Origin of the sequence: Marinimicrobium sp. C2-29, assembly GCF_038419845.1 — a bacterium.
In the GTDB taxonomy this organism is placed as follows: Bacteria; Pseudomonadota; Gammaproteobacteria; order Pseudomonadales; family Cellvibrionaceae; genus Marinimicrobium.
Window position 1 is genome coordinate 96,709 of sequence record NZ_JBCAQT010000014.1, and the last position, 14,461, is coordinate 111,169.

13 protein-coding genes are annotated in these 14,461 nt (G+C 62.1%); 8 read left to right on the top strand and 5 right to left on the bottom strand.

Annotated elements, in window-relative coordinates; genetic code table 11:
* Positions 1–16: 16 nt before the first annotated feature.
* From AAE484_RS14175 to AAE484_RS14195, 5 genes are all read right to left on the bottom strand, one after another.
* Positions 17–457: a hypothetical protein gene (locus tag AAE484_RS14175; protein WP_341939067.1), complete on the bottom strand. Its 441-nt coding sequence runs from the start codon at positions 455–457 to the stop codon at positions 17–19.
* Positions 458–536: 79 nt separating this feature from the next.
* Entirely contained in the window at positions 537–815 is a 279-nt protein-coding gene (locus tag AAE484_RS14180) for an oxidative damage protection protein (protein ID WP_341939068.1), read from the bottom strand.
* Positions 816–863: 48 nt separating this feature from the next.
* On the bottom strand, positions 864–2,720 hold the full coding sequence (locus tag AAE484_RS14185; protein ID WP_341939069.1) for a glycoside hydrolase family 2 protein: 1,857 nt from the start codon (positions 2,718–2,720) through the stop codon (positions 864–866).
* 18 nt (positions 2,721–2,738) lie between these two features.
* Positions 2,739–3,821 (bottom strand): A/G-specific adenine glycosylase, encoded by a 1,083-nt coding sequence (gene mutY / locus AAE484_RS14190; protein WP_341939070.1) that lies wholly within the window; start codon positions 3,819–3,821, stop codon positions 2,739–2,741.
* Between the two features lie 32 nt (positions 3,822–3,853).
* Positions 3,854–6,052, bottom strand: coding sequence for an AsmA family protein (locus tag AAE484_RS14195; RefSeq protein WP_341939071.1), 2,199 nt, complete (start codon positions 6,050–6,052; stop codon positions 3,854–3,856).
* Between the two features lie 174 nt (positions 6,053–6,226).
* Here AAE484_RS14195 and AAE484_RS14200 point away from each other — a divergent pair, with 174 nt between their 5' ends.
* From AAE484_RS14200 to AAE484_RS14235, 8 genes are all read left to right on the top strand, one after another.
* Entirely contained in the window at positions 6,227–7,288 is a 1,062-nt protein-coding gene (locus AAE484_RS14200; RefSeq protein ID WP_341939072.1) for an extracellular solute-binding protein, read from the top strand.
* A gap of 42 nt (positions 7,289–7,330) precedes the next feature.
* Positions 7,331–9,031 (top strand): ABC transporter permease, encoded by a 1,701-nt coding sequence (locus AAE484_RS14205; RefSeq protein ID WP_341939073.1) that lies wholly within the window; start codon positions 7,331–7,333, stop codon positions 9,029–9,031.
* 189 nt (positions 9,032–9,220) lie between these two features.
* A complete protein-coding gene (gcvT, locus tag AAE484_RS14210) occupies positions 9,221–10,324 on the top strand; it encodes a glycine cleavage system aminomethyltransferase GcvT (RefSeq protein WP_341939074.1) in 1,104 nt (367 codons plus the stop codon).
* A 24-nt stretch (positions 10,325–10,348) separates the two neighbouring features.
* Positions 10,349–10,741, top strand: coding sequence for a glycine cleavage system protein GcvH (gene gcvH / locus AAE484_RS14215; protein ID WP_341939075.1), 393 nt, complete (start codon positions 10,349–10,351; stop codon positions 10,739–10,741).
* A gap of 241 nt (positions 10,742–10,982) precedes the next feature.
* Complete coding sequence (locus AAE484_RS14220; RefSeq protein ID WP_341939076.1) at positions 10,983–12,248, top strand: MFS transporter; 1,266 nt, start codon at positions 10,983–10,985, stop codon at positions 12,246–12,248.
* 24 nt (positions 12,249–12,272) lie between these two features.
* On the top strand, positions 12,273–12,878 hold the full coding sequence (locus AAE484_RS14225) for a hypothetical protein (RefSeq protein ID WP_341939077.1): 606 nt from the start codon (positions 12,273–12,275) through the stop codon (positions 12,876–12,878).
* Positions 12,879–12,930: 52 nt separating this feature from the next.
* A complete protein-coding gene (locus AAE484_RS14230; RefSeq protein ID WP_341939078.1) occupies positions 12,931–13,212 on the top strand; it encodes a DUF503 domain-containing protein in 282 nt (93 codons plus the stop codon).
* Between the two features lie 55 nt (positions 13,213–13,267).
* On the top strand, positions 13,268–14,452 hold the full coding sequence (locus AAE484_RS14235; protein WP_341939079.1) for a cation:proton antiporter: 1,185 nt from the start codon (positions 13,268–13,270) through the stop codon (positions 14,450–14,452).
* The last annotated feature ends 9 nt before the right edge of the window (positions 14,453–14,461 follow it).

The window sequence follows — 14,461 nt, forward strand, 5'->3', positions numbered from 1 at the left end:
GGAATTTAGCGGCGTCCTACTCGGCCCCCTTCTCCAGACGGCGGCGGGCGGAGTCAATCAGCTCAAGGCAACGGGTGCTGAGGGCGGTATAGGGTTCGCCTACATCCATCGCCTGACCTTCCTCCACGACCCGCTCCAGCGCGGCCTCGCCCTCCAGCCGCTGGGCGATGACGTCCTCCGTCTGGTCCCGGGAGAACAGGGAATGCAGGCGGTGGAGCAGCTGTTCGCCGGCCTCTCTATCGGAGTCCGGTGCGGCCGGCAGATCGTCCGTCTCGCGGATGGCCTGCTCAATTTCACCCTGCAGCGGCTCGCGCTCCCCGGCGATGGCTGCAAACAGCTCACTGGCCCGGCGGTCCTCGACAAAGGTCGAGGCATCCCGGTAATTGTCGATGCTCTCCTGCACCGCGACGTGCAGATCGTGCAGCGCGGTTTGCAGGTCCGTACGCAGTAAGTTCATGTTTCAAAGCCCTCCGGGTTGCTGGGGTCCGGCACCGGCGGGGGTGCCTCCTTACTGAGACTTCTTTTCCGGGACGGTTTTACTCAGACGACTCGGGCGGAACATAGCCCTCCGCCCGGTCATAGTCCTCGCCGGAGAGAAACTTCTGCATCTGCTCGTTCAGGTAGGTGCGCGTACCCATGTCCATGAGGTTGAGATGCTTTTCATTGATCAACATGGTCTGGTGCGCCAGCCATTCCTGCCACGCCTGCTTGGAGATGTTGTCGTAAATATCCTGCCCCTTGGGTCCAGGCAGCGGTGGCCGTTCAAGGCCTTCCAGTTCTTGCTTGTATTTGCGACAGAATACTGTGCGTGCCATAACTGTTTACTCTCCAGGGTGCCTCGGGGAGGCGACAGCCTAATGCCTCTACTCTACTTTTTCCAGCTTCACCCGCTCGGCCGCGCGCTGGCGGTAGTAGTCGCGCAACACCCGGAAGGCCTCCTTGCGCACGCCGGTTTCGGACATCAACCCCTTGCGATTGAAGTCGTCCTGAATCCCGGGCAGGGTCCGGCGGGGCGAGCGGAAATCCAGCAGGATCCAGGGCGAGGTGCCCACGTAGCCATCAATCCGATCGAGCATGTCCAGGGTCTTGCGATACAGCTTGGCCTGGTAGGCCTCGGTCCAGATCGTGGTGGAGTCGCCCTGCAGACCCTGCTTGGCGCCGGCCCCGAATTCGCTGATGAACACCGGCTTGTCGTAGGGGATCTCCCAGGTGACCTGGTCGGCTTTCTCGGGCGGGCCGTCGTACCAGCCGATGTATTCGTTGAAACTGACGATGTCCACCAGCTCGGCCAGCGGGTCTTCCACTACCGCCAGGTTGGGGTCCTCGGGATCGTAGTGTTTCTCCATGGCCGCACTGATCAGGCGGGAGCTGTCGAGCTCGCGCGCCTTCTCCGCCAGCCGGGTGAGAAACTCGTTGCGTGCCTCGCTCACCGGGGTTTCATTGGCCAGCGACCAGATGATGATGGCGGCGCGATTTTTATCGCGCTGGATCATCTCGGTGAGCTGGCGCTCGGCGTTGCGATAGGTGTCCTCACTGTCCCAGTTGATGGTCCAGTACACCGGAATCTCCGACCAGAGCATGACCCCCAACTGATCGGCCAGGCGCACGATGTATTCGTTGTGCGGGTAGTGCGCCAGCCGGACAAAATTGGCGCCCAGCTCCTTGGCCCACTGCAGTTGCTGGCGCGCCTCACGGGCGGAAGTGACCCGGCCCCCGCCGTCCACCGCATACTCTTCGTGCAGGGAAATGCCCCTCAGGAAAACCGGATTGCCGTTGAGCAGCAGCTGCTTGCCCCGGGTTTCAATCGTACGCAGACCGACTTCATCGCTCAGATGATCCTTGCCCGCCTTGAAGTTGACCTGGTACATCCGGGGGCTCTCGGGGGACCAGAGCTGAGCGCCCACGGCGCGCACCTGAAACCGACCGACGCCATTTTCATCCACTTCGATCACCTGATCGATCCCCAGCTCGGGCAGGGTGATGCGCACTCTCTGTCCGGCTTCGGCGCCGTCGAGCAGCACCTCGCCGGAGACCTCGCTGGTGCGGTGATCATCCAGCCGGATCTGGTAGTCCCGAATGAACATCTCCGGCGTCACCAACAGCCGCACACCGCGGGTCAGCCCGCCGTAATTCCACCAGTCGGTGTTCAGCGTGGGTACGCCGTCGCGTTCGCGCTTGTTGTCGACCTTGACCACCAGGGAATTATTCTGGGGCTTGAGCTTGCCGGTCACCTCAAAATGAAAGGGAGTGAAACCGCCCACGTGCCGGCCCAACTTTTCCCCGTTGAGATACACATCGGCCTTGTAGTTGGCCGCACCGAAATGCAGAAAACTGCGCTGTCCGGCCTCCATGGCCGGCGCATTGAACAGCTTGCGGTACCAGATGCTGCCTTCGTAGTAATACAGTTTTTCCTTCTGGGTATTCCAGTCGCCGGGAACGGTCAGGCTCTCGGCCTTATCAAAATCGTACTCGATCAGCTCCGCCCGGTGCCGGGGTTTGGCATCGCGAAAGTAGGCACTGCGCGGTGGGTTTTCCATCTGGTCGAACGGTTCATAGCGGTAGTTGTAATAGCCGTTCTCATAGGGGTCCACGATGATTTTCCAGTCGCCGTTGAGCGACACCCCCGAACGGGTATAGGCCTGGAAGGGTTTCGGGTCGGTCTGCGCCAGGGCACTGACACTAATTAGCGCGACCAGCATCGCCGTTATTATTGTTTTCACGGTGTAACTCCTTTGTGATTAGCCTTGGCCGCTTGTGCGGCTCAACCTCAGGTCCAGTTCGGCCAGTTTCTGCAGCAGGCGCTTGACCGGCGCGGCCAGCCCGAGCGCTTCGGGATCATCCAGACAATACCAGCAGGCCGCGCCGCTTTCACTTACTTTCTCAGGCTCCCGGGCCAACTGCAACAGAACCGGGGTAATCTCCAGATGGTAGTGGCTGAAGGTGTGCCGGTAGCTGTCCCAGACTTCACGCTGGGCTACCGCGCCGTAGTGATCGGCCACGTGTTCATGCGGATCGGAATCGACATTGAGCTCCGGGAAACCCCAGAGCCCACCCCAGATACCCTGCGCCGGACGCTGCTCGAGCAGAATGTCACCGGCGGGGTTGCGCAGCATCAGAAACTGCACCGCTTTGACCGGCTTGTCCTTCTTGGGCTTTTTGCCGGGGTAGTCGGTGGGGTTGCCCTGGGCGCGGGCGATGCAGCTCGCCCCCAGGGGGCAGAGCTCGCAGGCGGGCCGGGTGCGGGTACAGACTGTGGCACCCAGATCCATCATGGCCTGGGTGTAGTCGGCGCAGCGCCGCTCGGGCGTATGCTGCTCGGCGTACTGCCAGAGGGTGTTGGCCACCCGGGTCTGCCCGGGCCAGCCCTCCACCGCATAGTGCCGGGCCAGAACGCGTTTGACGTTGCCATCGAGAATGGGCGCGCGCCGGCCAAAGGCAATGCTGGCGATGGCCCCGGCGGTGGAGCGGCCGATGCCCGGCAGTGCACTCAACTCATCGACACTGTCCGGAAATTCGCCGCCGTGCTCGGCCACTATCTGCTGCGCACAGCGATGCAGGTTGCGCGCCCGGGCGTAATACCCCAGGCCGGTCCACAGATGCAGCACCTCATCCACCGGGGCCGCCGCCAGCTGCCTGACATCGGGAAAGCGCTCGGTAAAACGCTCGAAATAGGGAATCACCGTGGTGACCTGGGTCTGCTGGAGCATGATCTCCGACAGCCAGACCCGATAGGCGCTGATGTTTTTTTGCCAGGGCAGGTTCTTGCGCCCGTGGCGATCGAACCAGCGCAATACGTCGCTGGCGAATCCCGATTTACTCATGTGCTCTCTTAAGTTCAGTCTGTTGCGTTACATTAACGACGGAAAAGGTCTTTCAGGCGCTCCTCCCGATCATCGCCCTCTTCACCCCCAAGCTTCTCGCGCACCTTGTCGCGCAGCTGCTCCTTCTCTTCTTCCGCTTTTTCTTCCAGGCGCGCTTTTTCTTCATCGGCTTTCTCGCGGGCCCGGGCTTTCTCCTCGTCGATGCGCTCGCCGTGCTGCTCGCGAACCTGGTACTCGGCAAAATCTTTCACCAGCGATTCCAGCGCGTCCTTGTCCGGGCGACAGTCACTGACCGGATTGAGGCTGTCGAGCGAACCCCGACACCGCAACAACGAGAGGCTGCGGTTCATCCAGTAGTTGCTGGAAATGCGGCAGCCACCTTCGCTGGAGGCTTCGCTCCCCAGACGCAGCGGTAGGGTGAAGTCGTAGACCGCCTCGGCCAGATCCAGCTCGCCCCGCGCGCCCACTGTCAGCCGCTCGACACCGGCCTGCAGGGACTCGAGGGTAAAGACCCGCCCCTCCATCAGCGCCTTGCCGGAGAGCTCTTTCATCTCGGTGTAGTCGGCCCAGGTTTTGGCCGGATCTTTCTCGGCGCGGGTGACCAGGTTCACCACCTGGCAGAACTTCTGTTCGATATTCAGCGGCGCCAGGCGCACCTGCGCGCCAGAGAACCCGGTCTCGGCCCGCAGGCTGTCCATCAACTGATTCATGGTCACACCGCGGGTGGCGGCATCCACATTGGCATTCAGGGCGCCGCTCAACTGCAGGTTTTCATCCAGCTCCAGGTCGCGCAGCAGCGGCGCCAGCTCCAGCCCTTCCAGAGCGCCGACAAAGTCGATCACCGCCGTCTCGCCGCGGCCATCCAGCTCGCCCCGGGCGTCCAGTTCGCCTTCGTAGGCATTGATCCGCGCCTTTTGCAGCTCCACCAGGCCGTCGCGCGCCCGCAGCTGCACATCCAGGTCGGTCATGGCCAGATCCATCACCGTCAGGGAACCAAACTGCAGCCCGATATCGGCGTGCAGCTCGCGCACCAGCTCCAGCGGGATCAGCTCTTTATCGCCGGTGGCCTCGTCTTCGGTCGGCGCCTCTTCCTCCTCGGAAGGCGGCGGGAGATAGTCATCAATGTTGAGGCTGTCGCCGCGCAGTGCCACCTCCAGCGCCGAGCGGCTGAAATCGGTCACCGCCACCCGGCCTTCAATCCGGGTGTCGTCCAGCTCCAGCACAACCGGGTTGAGCTCGATCTGCTCGGTGGTACCCGCAAAAGTCACCTGCGCTGCAACCCGGGTCAGGGCACTGGCTTTCGCCATTTCGGGTTCCGGCAGCGACAGCACGGCCATCAGGGCCTTGGGGTTGAAGGGCCGCAAGTTGATCGAGCCATTGAAAGTCGGGCTGTCGAGCAGCTGCTCGGCCTGCACGTCGAGCGTGAGGCGAATGTCGTCGCTGGCGCCGGCCCGGGCCAGCTCCAGATCAAGCTGTCCCCCGTTGAGTTCGAGCCGGCTCATATCCTCCGCCAGCAGAATGCGGCTGGAGAGCTGCCCGATCAGGGTCAGGGGCTGATCGCCCAGCATGGCTTCATCGGTGACCTGCGCTTCCCAGCCCAGATCAATGGCGAACGGCCGGCCCTGAAGGTTGAACTCCGAGAGGGAGAGATTCAGGGGCGAGAGCTCCAGATCCTGACCGGTCGCCGCGTCGCGATAACGCAGGGAGGCATTGCTGATCGTCAGTTGCTCGACCGCCAGCTGCAGGCTCTGCCCCTCTTCGCTCACGACACCGTCACCCGAGGCGTCCTCGGGCTCTGTGGTCGGCGCCGGGTCATCCGCCGGGGCCTCTTCGCTCTCGGTCAGCAATTGCTCCCAATTGCCTTCACCCTGCTCGTCAACGCGCAGGTCCAGGGCGGCGCCGTCCACCAGGATGTGATGCACCGACAGTTCGCCCCGCAGCAGCGGCATCACCGCCACCCTCAGACTGGCGCGCTCCAGGCGGGCGATTTCCTCATCGGGAGCCGATTCGGCGGCCACCCGGATGCCGTTGACTTCCACCCCCAGCGCGGGCCAGAGTTGCCAGCCGAGGTTGCCATCAATATCGAGCTGTATCCCCTGCTCCTGCGCCATGGCCTCAAGCCGGGGCTTGAACATGTTGGGGTCAAACACAAACACCAGGGCTACAGCGGCAATCACCACGAGCAGCACCAGCGCCACCAGAATTTTCAGCAACCGTTTGATCAATTTCACTATGAACACCCCTGTCGGAATAGTGGCGGTAACGAGAGAGTCAGTGTAAGCGCAAACGCCGCGTGGCCCAAGCGCGCGGGACGCAGAAAAAAGCCACAAACCGATTGCTTCCGTAAATAAGAATCTTTATCATCCATATTGTTGATTTGTTTCCCGTCCCAAAGGACCTGTTTTATGAAGCCGCAACTTCCCTCTCTACGCCAATTGGCAACTGTCGGTTTACTGACCTCAAGCGCCGGGCTTCTGCTCAGCGCCTGCAGTGACTCCGGCGACAACGAAACCTCCGAGACGGCCCAGGAGCCGACCGAGGTAACGGTTTATTCGGCCCGGGCAGAGCACCTGATCCAGCCCATCTTTGAACGCTACACCGAAGAGACCGGCGTCAAGGTCCGTTACATCACCGACAATGCCGGCGCCCTGATCCAGCGCCTGAAGGCCGAGGGCAGCAACACGCCCGCCGACCTGCTGCTGACCGTGGACGCCGGCAACCTCTGGCAGGCCTCCCAGGAGGGCCTGTTCCAGCCCGTGGAATCCGAGGTGCTGGAGCGCAACATTCCCGAGCATCTGCAGGCCGACGACAATGAGTGGTTTGGTCTCTCGGTCCGGGCGCGCACCATCGTCTACTCCACCGAGCGGGTCGACCCGAGCGAGCTGAGCACCTATGAGGCGCTCGCCGATGATCAGTGGGAAGGCCGTCTGTGCCTGCGCACTGCCAAGAAGGTGTACAACCAGTCACTGGTGGCCACCATGATCAACACCCTGGGTGAAGAACAGACCGAGGAAATCGTCGGCGGCTGGGTGGACAACCTGGCCACTCAACCGCACTCGAACGACACCTCGGCCATGGAGGCGGTTCTGGCCGGTCAATGTGACGTGACGCTGGTCAACACCTACTACTTCGGGCGTCTGCAGAAAGAAAATCCCGATGTGAAGCTCGCCATTTTCTGGCCCAACCAGGATGGCCGTGGCGTTCACGTCAACGTCTCCGGTGCCGGCCTGACCCGTCACGCCAAGCAGCCCGAGGCGGCCAAAGACCTGCTCGAGTGGTTGTCCAGCCCGCAGGCCCAGGAAGCCTTTGCCGAAGCCAACCAGGAATACCCGGCCAACGATAGCGTCGAGCCCTCGGACTTTGTCGCCGAATGGGGCGACTTCAAGGCCGACTCGGTCAATGTGGAATCGGCCGGTCGCCTCCAGTCCGACGCCATCAAACTGATGGATCGTGTCAATTACCGGTAAAGTTGGCGCATCGATTTACTGAATTACCGCTAAGGGTCGCGTTTGACCGATACCGCGCTGATGCACTACACCACTCACCCCGGGGCGCGCCGCCGTCAATGGCGGGCGCGCCTCTGGCATCTGCCTGTCTGGTTGATGGCGGGGCTGGTATTGCTGCCGGTCAGCGTGATTGTGCTCAGCTGGGGCAATGCCCAGACTGAAATCTGGCAACACCTGATTCAGACCCAGCTGGGCCGGTTGCTGGAGAATACTGTCATTCTGCTGGTGGGCGTGGGGCTCTGGACGCTGATCCTCGGCGTCAGCCTGGCCTGGCTCACCTCCGTGTGTGAGTTTCCCGGCCGACGCTGGCTCGACTGGGCCCTGATGCTGCCACTGGCGGTACCCACCTACGTGGTGGCCTTTGTGTTTCTCGCCCTGACCGACTATTCGGGGCCGATTCAGTCACTCTGGCGCGACTGGCTCGGGCCCGACACCCCTTTCCTTCCCGTACGCGGCCCCCTGGGCGTGGTCTTCATCATGACCTGCGTGCTCTACCCCTACGTTTATATGCTGGCCCGGACCGCGTTTATCGCCCAGGGGCGGGGCCTGGCCGATGCCGCCCGCCTGCTGGGCCGGGGTCCTTGGGGCAGCTTCTGGCATGTGGCCCTGCCCATGGCGCGGCCGGCCATTGCGGTGGGGGTTTCCCTGGCCCTGATGGAGACTCTGGCGGATTTTGGGGCGGTCGCCGTGTTCAATTACGACACCTTCACCACCGCCATCTACAAGTCCTGGTTCGGCTTTTTCAACCTGACGGCCGCCGCGCAGCTCGCCTCGCTGTTGCTGCTGTTTGTGGCGCTGGCCCTGTTTGCCGAACAGAAGGGGCGCGGCGGCAGCCGCTTTCACCAGACGCCCAAACGCGACGCCGAGCGCTATCACCTCACCGGCGTGCGCGCCTGGCTCGCCAGTGGTTTCTGTCTGTCGGTGTTTGTCGTGGCCTTCGCCATCCCCATTGGCCAACTGCTGATCTGGACCCTGGCCGAGGGCGCCGAGGCACTGAACCAACGCTACTGGGCACTGATCCGGCACACCTTCATTCTCGGCGGCAGCGCCGCTCTGATCACCACCCTGTTCGCACTGCTGGTGGCCTATGGTCAGCGCCTGGTGGGCAAGCAGCAGATTGGCGGCACCGTGCGCCTGGCCAGCCTGGGCTACGCCCTGCCCGGCTCGGTGCTGGCGGTGGGCATCATGATCGCGTTCGCCTTTATCGACCAGGAGCTGATCAACCGGGTGCAGGGCTGGCTGGGCCTACCCCAGCAGCAGCTGTTGGTGGGCAGCCTGCTCGCACTGATTCTGGCCTACGCCATTCGCTTTTTTTCGGTGGCCTTTGGTCCGGTGCAGTCGGCGTTGGAGCGCATCCGTCCGAGCTACCAGGAGGCGGCTCACAGCCTGGGCGCCAGTCAGTGGCGGGTGTTATTGATCGTCTACCTGCCGCTACTCACCCCCGGCCTGCTCACCGCGGCCCTGCTGGTGCTGGTCGATACCATGAAGGAAATGCCGGCCACGCTGCTGCTTCGCCCCTTTGGCTGGGACACGCTGGCAGTGCGTATCTACGAGCTGACCGATGAGGGCCAGTGGCGCCGGGCCGCGCTGCCGGCGCTCACCCTGGTGATGTTGAGCATCGCCCCGGTGATGCTGATGATCCGTCGCAGCCGACTCCCCATTCGAATGAGCTCGGCGCAGGGAGCAGCCTTGAGTGCGAAATAGATCGCACTGAGTGGACCGGACGTTAGGCATCGGCGGGTGCGCTTCGCTTACCGCGCCCTACGCATGACACCTGTGGAACACGGCGCACTGGTGAAAGCGGCCCCAGATCGCTAAAATGGCCCCCTTTCGATAACGTCTCGGGAGCGATCAACGCTCTCGCCCGCTTCCAACTCTCTGGACCAACGCACTATGGGCAACCAAACTCCTCTCTACGCCTGCCATAAGGCCATGGGCGGCAAAATCGTCGACTTTGGCGGCTGGGACATGCCGATCCACTACGGCTCCCAGCTTGAGGAACACAAAAAGGTACGCCAGGGCGCCGGCATGTTCGATGTCTCGCACATGACCGTGGTGGACATTGAAGGCACCCACGCCAAACCCTATTTGCAGTACCTGCTGGCCAACGATGTGGCCAAGCTGGACGGCAAACCGGGCAAGGCGCTGTACAGCGCCATGCTCAATCACGAGGCCGGCGTGGTGGATGATCTGATTGTCTACAATAGAGAGGGACACTATCGGCGTGAGGGGCACTACCGGGCCGTGGTGAACTGCGCCACGCGCGACAAGGACCTCAAGTGGATGGCGGAAGTGGGCCAGGACTACGAGGTGCAGATTGACGAGCGACCAGAGCTGGCGATGATTGCCGTGCAGGGCCCGGAAGCGATCGAGCGGGTGATTCAAGTCCTCCCGCAGTACGCCGATGCCATCAAGGAGCTGAAGGTCTTTCAGGCACTGGAAGAGGATGACTGGTTTATCGGCCGCACCGGCTATACCGGTGAGGACGGGCTGGAAATCATCCTGCCCAACGAGCAGGCCGAGGATTTCTGGAACGCCCTGGCGAAAGCCGGCGTATCGCCCTGCGGCCTGGGCGCGCGCGACACCCTGCGTCTGGAAGCGGGCATGAATCTGTACGGGCACGAAATGGACGAGAACACCTCGCCGCTGGTCGCCAATATGGCCTGGACCATCGCCTGGACCCCGGAGCAGCGCGATTTTGTGGGTCGGCAGGCGCTGACCCAACAGCAGGCCGCCGGTGTGACCGAAAAGCTGGTGGGCCTGGCGCTCACCGCGCGCGGCGTCCTGCGCGAGGGGCAGACCGTGCGGGTGGCCGGAAGCGAGCAGACGGGCATCATCACCAGCGGCAGCTTCTCTCCCACGCTGGGCCACAGTATCGCCCTGGCCCGGGTGCCGATTGACGCCCAGGGCGAGTGCGAAGTCGACATGCGCGGCAAGTGGGTCCCGGTGACTGTCACCCGGCCCGCTTTTGTGCGCCACGGAAAATCCATCATTTAAATTTCAAAAACAGGAAAGCGAACCATGAGCGAGATCCGCAACGAACTGAAATACCTGCCCAGCCACGAGTGGGCCCGTGTCGAATCAGACGGCACCGTGACCGTCGGCATCAGTGACCACGCTCAGGACAGCCTTGGGGATGTGGTGTTTGTGGAGCTGCCAGAGGTGGGCAGCCAGGTCAGCAAGGGCGAAGAAGCCGGTGTGGTCGAGTCGGTCAAGGCCGCATCGGATATCTACTCCCCGGTCTCGGGCGAAGTGGTCGCCATCAATGAAAACCTGGAAGATTCTCCGGAAGTGGTCAATGAGTCCTCCTACGACGACGGCTGGTTTTTCCGGGTAAAGCCCGACGACCTGTCGGAGTTGGACGACGCCCTGGACGCCGAGGGTTACCGGAGCGCGATTGAAGACGAGAGTTAAGTCAGGCGTTTGACGTGGTGGGCGGAGCCCACCCTACCGTAGGGTGGCCCCCATCAACCACCCCGTAGGGTGGGCTCCGCCCACCAATTCGTGCGTTGAGAGACCCCATATACCACCACCCTAGGGTGGGCTCCGCCCACAGACTCTTGCGGTGATAATCCCCCCATCTGCTACCATTTGTAGGGTGGGCTCTGCCCACCATCCACACCGTCATTTTGTTGAATCACCGGACGGAGGGAACATGGCCCGCGCCGCGCTCAGTCTTTCCGCACTCATCGCCAGCCTGATTCTGCTGGTCAGTGGCAACGCGTTTCTGATGACGCTGCTCGGCCTGCGACTGAGTATCGAAGGCTTCAACGCCACTCTGATCGGCTGGATCCTGGTGTTCTATTCCGTCGGCTTCGTGGCCGGCACCCTCTACGCCGGACGCATCATTCAGCGCGTGGGCCACATCCGAGCCTTTGCCGTCTTTGCCGCGATTCTGGCCACGGCCATCCTGCTGCACCCGCTCGCCGTGGAAGCGGGCCTCTGGGGGCTGTTGCGTGCAGTCGGGGGGTTCGTGATCGCGGGGCTGATGATCGTGATCGAGAGCTGGTTCAGCAGCAAGGCCGACAACAAAAACCGGGCGAGCCTGTTCGCGGTCTACCAGGTGGTGTTCTTCCTCTCCACCGCCGGTGGGCAGGTGTTGATCCGGGTCAGTGACCCGGCCGGCTATATCCCCTTCAGTCTCGCCGCCATTCTGGTGATCCTGGCGGTCGTTCCCCTGTCGCTGACGCGCACCCAGTCTCCGGTGATGGAAACCACCAGCCGGCTGTCGCTGCGCCAGCTGTTCCGCACCTCACCGGTCGGCGGGCTGGGCGCGCTCCTGGCGGGGCTATTGATCAGCGCCTTCTACACCATGGGGCCGGTCTACGCCAATAACATTGGCCTGGAAGTGAACGAAATCTCCAATTTCATGGCGGCGGCCATCATCGCCGCGATGATCCTTGCCTGGCCCGTGGGCCAGCTGTGCGATCGCTATAGTCGGTACAAAATCATGTTGGGCGCCGCGGCCCTTGCCGGTATCTGCAGTCTGGTGGCCGCCCTGCTCGGCAGCTTCAACATGCCGTTGCTGATTTTCTTTGTGGGTCTGTACATGGGCATCAGCGCTGCGCTCTACCCTATCGCGGTTGCAATCACCAACGACCTGATGGACAGCCGTCAGATCACCGCCGCCAGCACCGCGTTATTGTTGAGTTACGGTGTGGGCAGTTGCATCGGCCCGATCATCAGCTCCGCCTTCATGGAGCTGCTGGGTCCGCGCGGGTTGTTTATCAGCAGCGCCCTGATTCTCGGCGGGTTGAGTCTTTTGATGTTGACCCGCTTCGGTCAGCCGAAGACGCCGGTGAGTGAGCAGGAGCAGTTTGTTACCACCACCCCGGAAGCCACACTCGGGTTGCAGGAAATCGATCCGAGGAATCCGGGTTTTGATGAGGAGTCCGAGGAGGTTGAGGGCAGGGGTTCATAGCAGAATAAATGTAAGGAGTGAAGGATGAATACCGGCGCACTGAAGTTGACGATGTACCTGCTCACAGCCCTGCTGTTGCTCAGCGGCTGCTCTTCTGACAGCGACCCCGATTATCAGGCCGCAAGAGAGGGTGACGATCCGCCCACACTGGGTGAGCCAAGGGAGCTCGACGTCTCGGGCGACAACGTCTCTGTGCTGGATATTGAAAGTTATTACAGCCTGCATCTCTATGGCCCCACCCTCAAAATTTACCACCTGAGAGACCAGAACGCGGTCCTGAAAATTTCAATAGACAATACTTCGACCGAGTTTGAAATGGATGTGACGGTGGCTCTGTTTGCCGATGACCTTCCGGATGAAGACCTGGAGAAGTGGATCAACAATCAGCACTCGGACGGAATCTACCCGGATGCTCCTGAACCCCTGGCAACTTTCGACCTGCCGGAACAAAGCCATTCGGTCACCTCTCACACCCTTATTGATCAGTCCGTCGGCCAGAACGGGGACGAATATGACAACTATGCGCTGGAGCTTTACGTTGATAATGTATCCGAAGAAGACGTGTTCTATCTGATGAGCTTTGTTGCCGACGCTGTGGTCCATGTGCAAACCCGCGACATCGACCAATAGCCGTGCGAGAACCGCATTGGAAGACGAGAACCGCATTGAAAAAAGGTAAGCCATGCACATAGGCATTCTGACCTGCAGCATTTCCCTCCCCGGTTGTGGCTCGCTCAAGGAAAAGCGCCAGCGCATGGGCGGGCTGCACGAGCGGCTGGGACGAAACCCGTCGATTGCGGTGTGCGAGAGCGGCGAGCGCGACCGTCACGATGCGAGCGAATGGTCGTTTGTGGTGACAGGGTTGTCGCGGCGTGATGTCGAATCGCTCTGCAGCGAGGTTGAAAACAGGCTGGAGCAAGCGGTGGATGGCCGGATTCTGAATATCAGCCGGGAGTTTCTGTAAGACCCGAACGGGATCGGGCTCGACATCCACTGCAAAATCGCCATAATTGACAAGCATGTCTTTAACCGAAATCAATCCCGCCGCCCTCGCCATGATTCTGCTCGGTGTCATCCTGTCGGTGAGCATTCTCGCCGACGTGATCGCTGACCGTACGCCCGTGCCGCGCATCTCCGTGCTGGTGCTGGTAGGGCTGGGTGTGGCGCTGATTCACCAGGGACTATTGGGGCAGGACAGCGGCGAGCTGCTCGATGGACTGAGTGAGCCCCTGATCAAACTCGCTCTGGTCATGGTGGCCTTTTTGCTGGGCAGCGAACTGACATTGGACCGGCTCAAGGCCACCGGCTCATTGATACTGGTATTGTCCATCACTGTGGTGTTAAGCAGCGCTCTGGTGGTGGGAACCGGTTTGTGGTTGCTGGGGTTTGCACCGGCACTGGCCATTGCCCTGGGCGCCATTTCGGTGGCGACAGACCCGGCGGCGGTGACCGAGAGCATACGCGAGCGCGGCGATACCGGGCTTCGCGCCCGACTCCTGCTGGGCATTGTCGCCATTGACGACGCCTGGGGGATTCTCACCTTCGGTCTGGGCATGGCCATCCTCGGCTGGCTACTCTCCAGCGAGCCCGAAACAGCCCTGTTGCATGCCGGTTGGGAGCTGGGCGGAGCGGCCCTGCTGGGTACGGTTCTGGGCCTTCCCGCCGCTTTTCTCACCGGCCGGCTCTCTCCCGGACGGCCCACACAGGTGGAGGCCATCGCCCTGATGTTGCTGATGGCGGGGCTATCGGCCTGGCTTGGGGTCTCGGAGATCCTGACCGCCATGGTGGCCGGCATGTGGGTGGCCAACGGTTCGCGCCACCACACCCAGTCCTTCCGCGAAGTGGAATACATCGAGTGGCCCTTTCTCGTGTTCTTTTTCGTGTTGTCGGGGGCCAGTATTCAACTCGACGCACTGAACCAGGCTCTGGGACTGACTCTGGCCTATCTTGTGCTGCGTTTCCTGGGGCGCTTTCTGGGGGGCTGGCTGGGCGTGCAGTTGCCGTCGCTACGACACCAGTCGCTGCCCCCGAACCTGGGCCTGGCACTCACTCCCCAGGCGGGCGTGGCCATCGGCATGGCGCTACTGGCGGCCGAGCGCTACCCGAACGAGCTGGCGCACCTGCTGCCGGCCGTGATCGCCTCCACATTGGTCTTTGAGGCGATTGGCCCCTGGTTGGTGACGCGAGTGTTGCGTCGAGCATAATCTCAGAGG

What these genes read in the sequence shown, in the direction of transcription:
- AAE484_RS14220 (WP_341939076.1), top strand. Translation starts at nt 10,983, where the DNA reads ATGGCCCGCGCCGCGCTCAGTCTTTCCGCACTCATCGCCAGCCTGATT.
- mutY (WP_341939070.1), bottom strand. Translation starts at nt 3,821, where the DNA reads ATGAGTAAATCGGGATTCGCCAGCGACGTATTGCGCTGGTTCGATCGC.
- gcvH (WP_341939075.1), top strand. Translation starts at nt 10,349, where the DNA reads ATGAGCGAGATCCGCAACGAACTGAAATACCTGCCCAGCCACGAGTGG.
- AAE484_RS14225 (WP_341939077.1), top strand. Translation starts at nt 12,273, where the DNA reads ATGAATACCGGCGCACTGAAGTTGACGATGTACCTGCTCACAGCCCTG.
- AAE484_RS14235 (WP_341939079.1), top strand. Translation starts at nt 13,268, where the DNA reads ATGTCTTTAACCGAAATCAATCCCGCCGCCCTCGCCATGATTCTGCTC.
- AAE484_RS14230 (WP_341939078.1), top strand. Translation starts at nt 12,931, where the DNA reads ATGCACATAGGCATTCTGACCTGCAGCATTTCCCTCCCCGGTTGTGGC.
- AAE484_RS14180 (WP_341939068.1), bottom strand. Translation starts at nt 815, where the DNA reads ATGGCACGCACAGTATTCTGTCGCAAATACAAGCAAGAACTGGAAGGC.
- gcvT (WP_341939074.1), top strand. Translation starts at nt 9,221, where the DNA reads ATGGGCAACCAAACTCCTCTCTACGCCTGCCATAAGGCCATGGGCGGC.
- AAE484_RS14175 (WP_341939067.1), bottom strand. Translation starts at nt 457, where the DNA reads ATGAACTTACTGCGTACGGACCTGCAAACCGCGCTGCACGATCTGCAC.
- AAE484_RS14200 (WP_341939072.1), top strand. Translation starts at nt 6,227, where the DNA reads ATGAAGCCGCAACTTCCCTCTCTACGCCAATTGGCAACTGTCGGTTTA.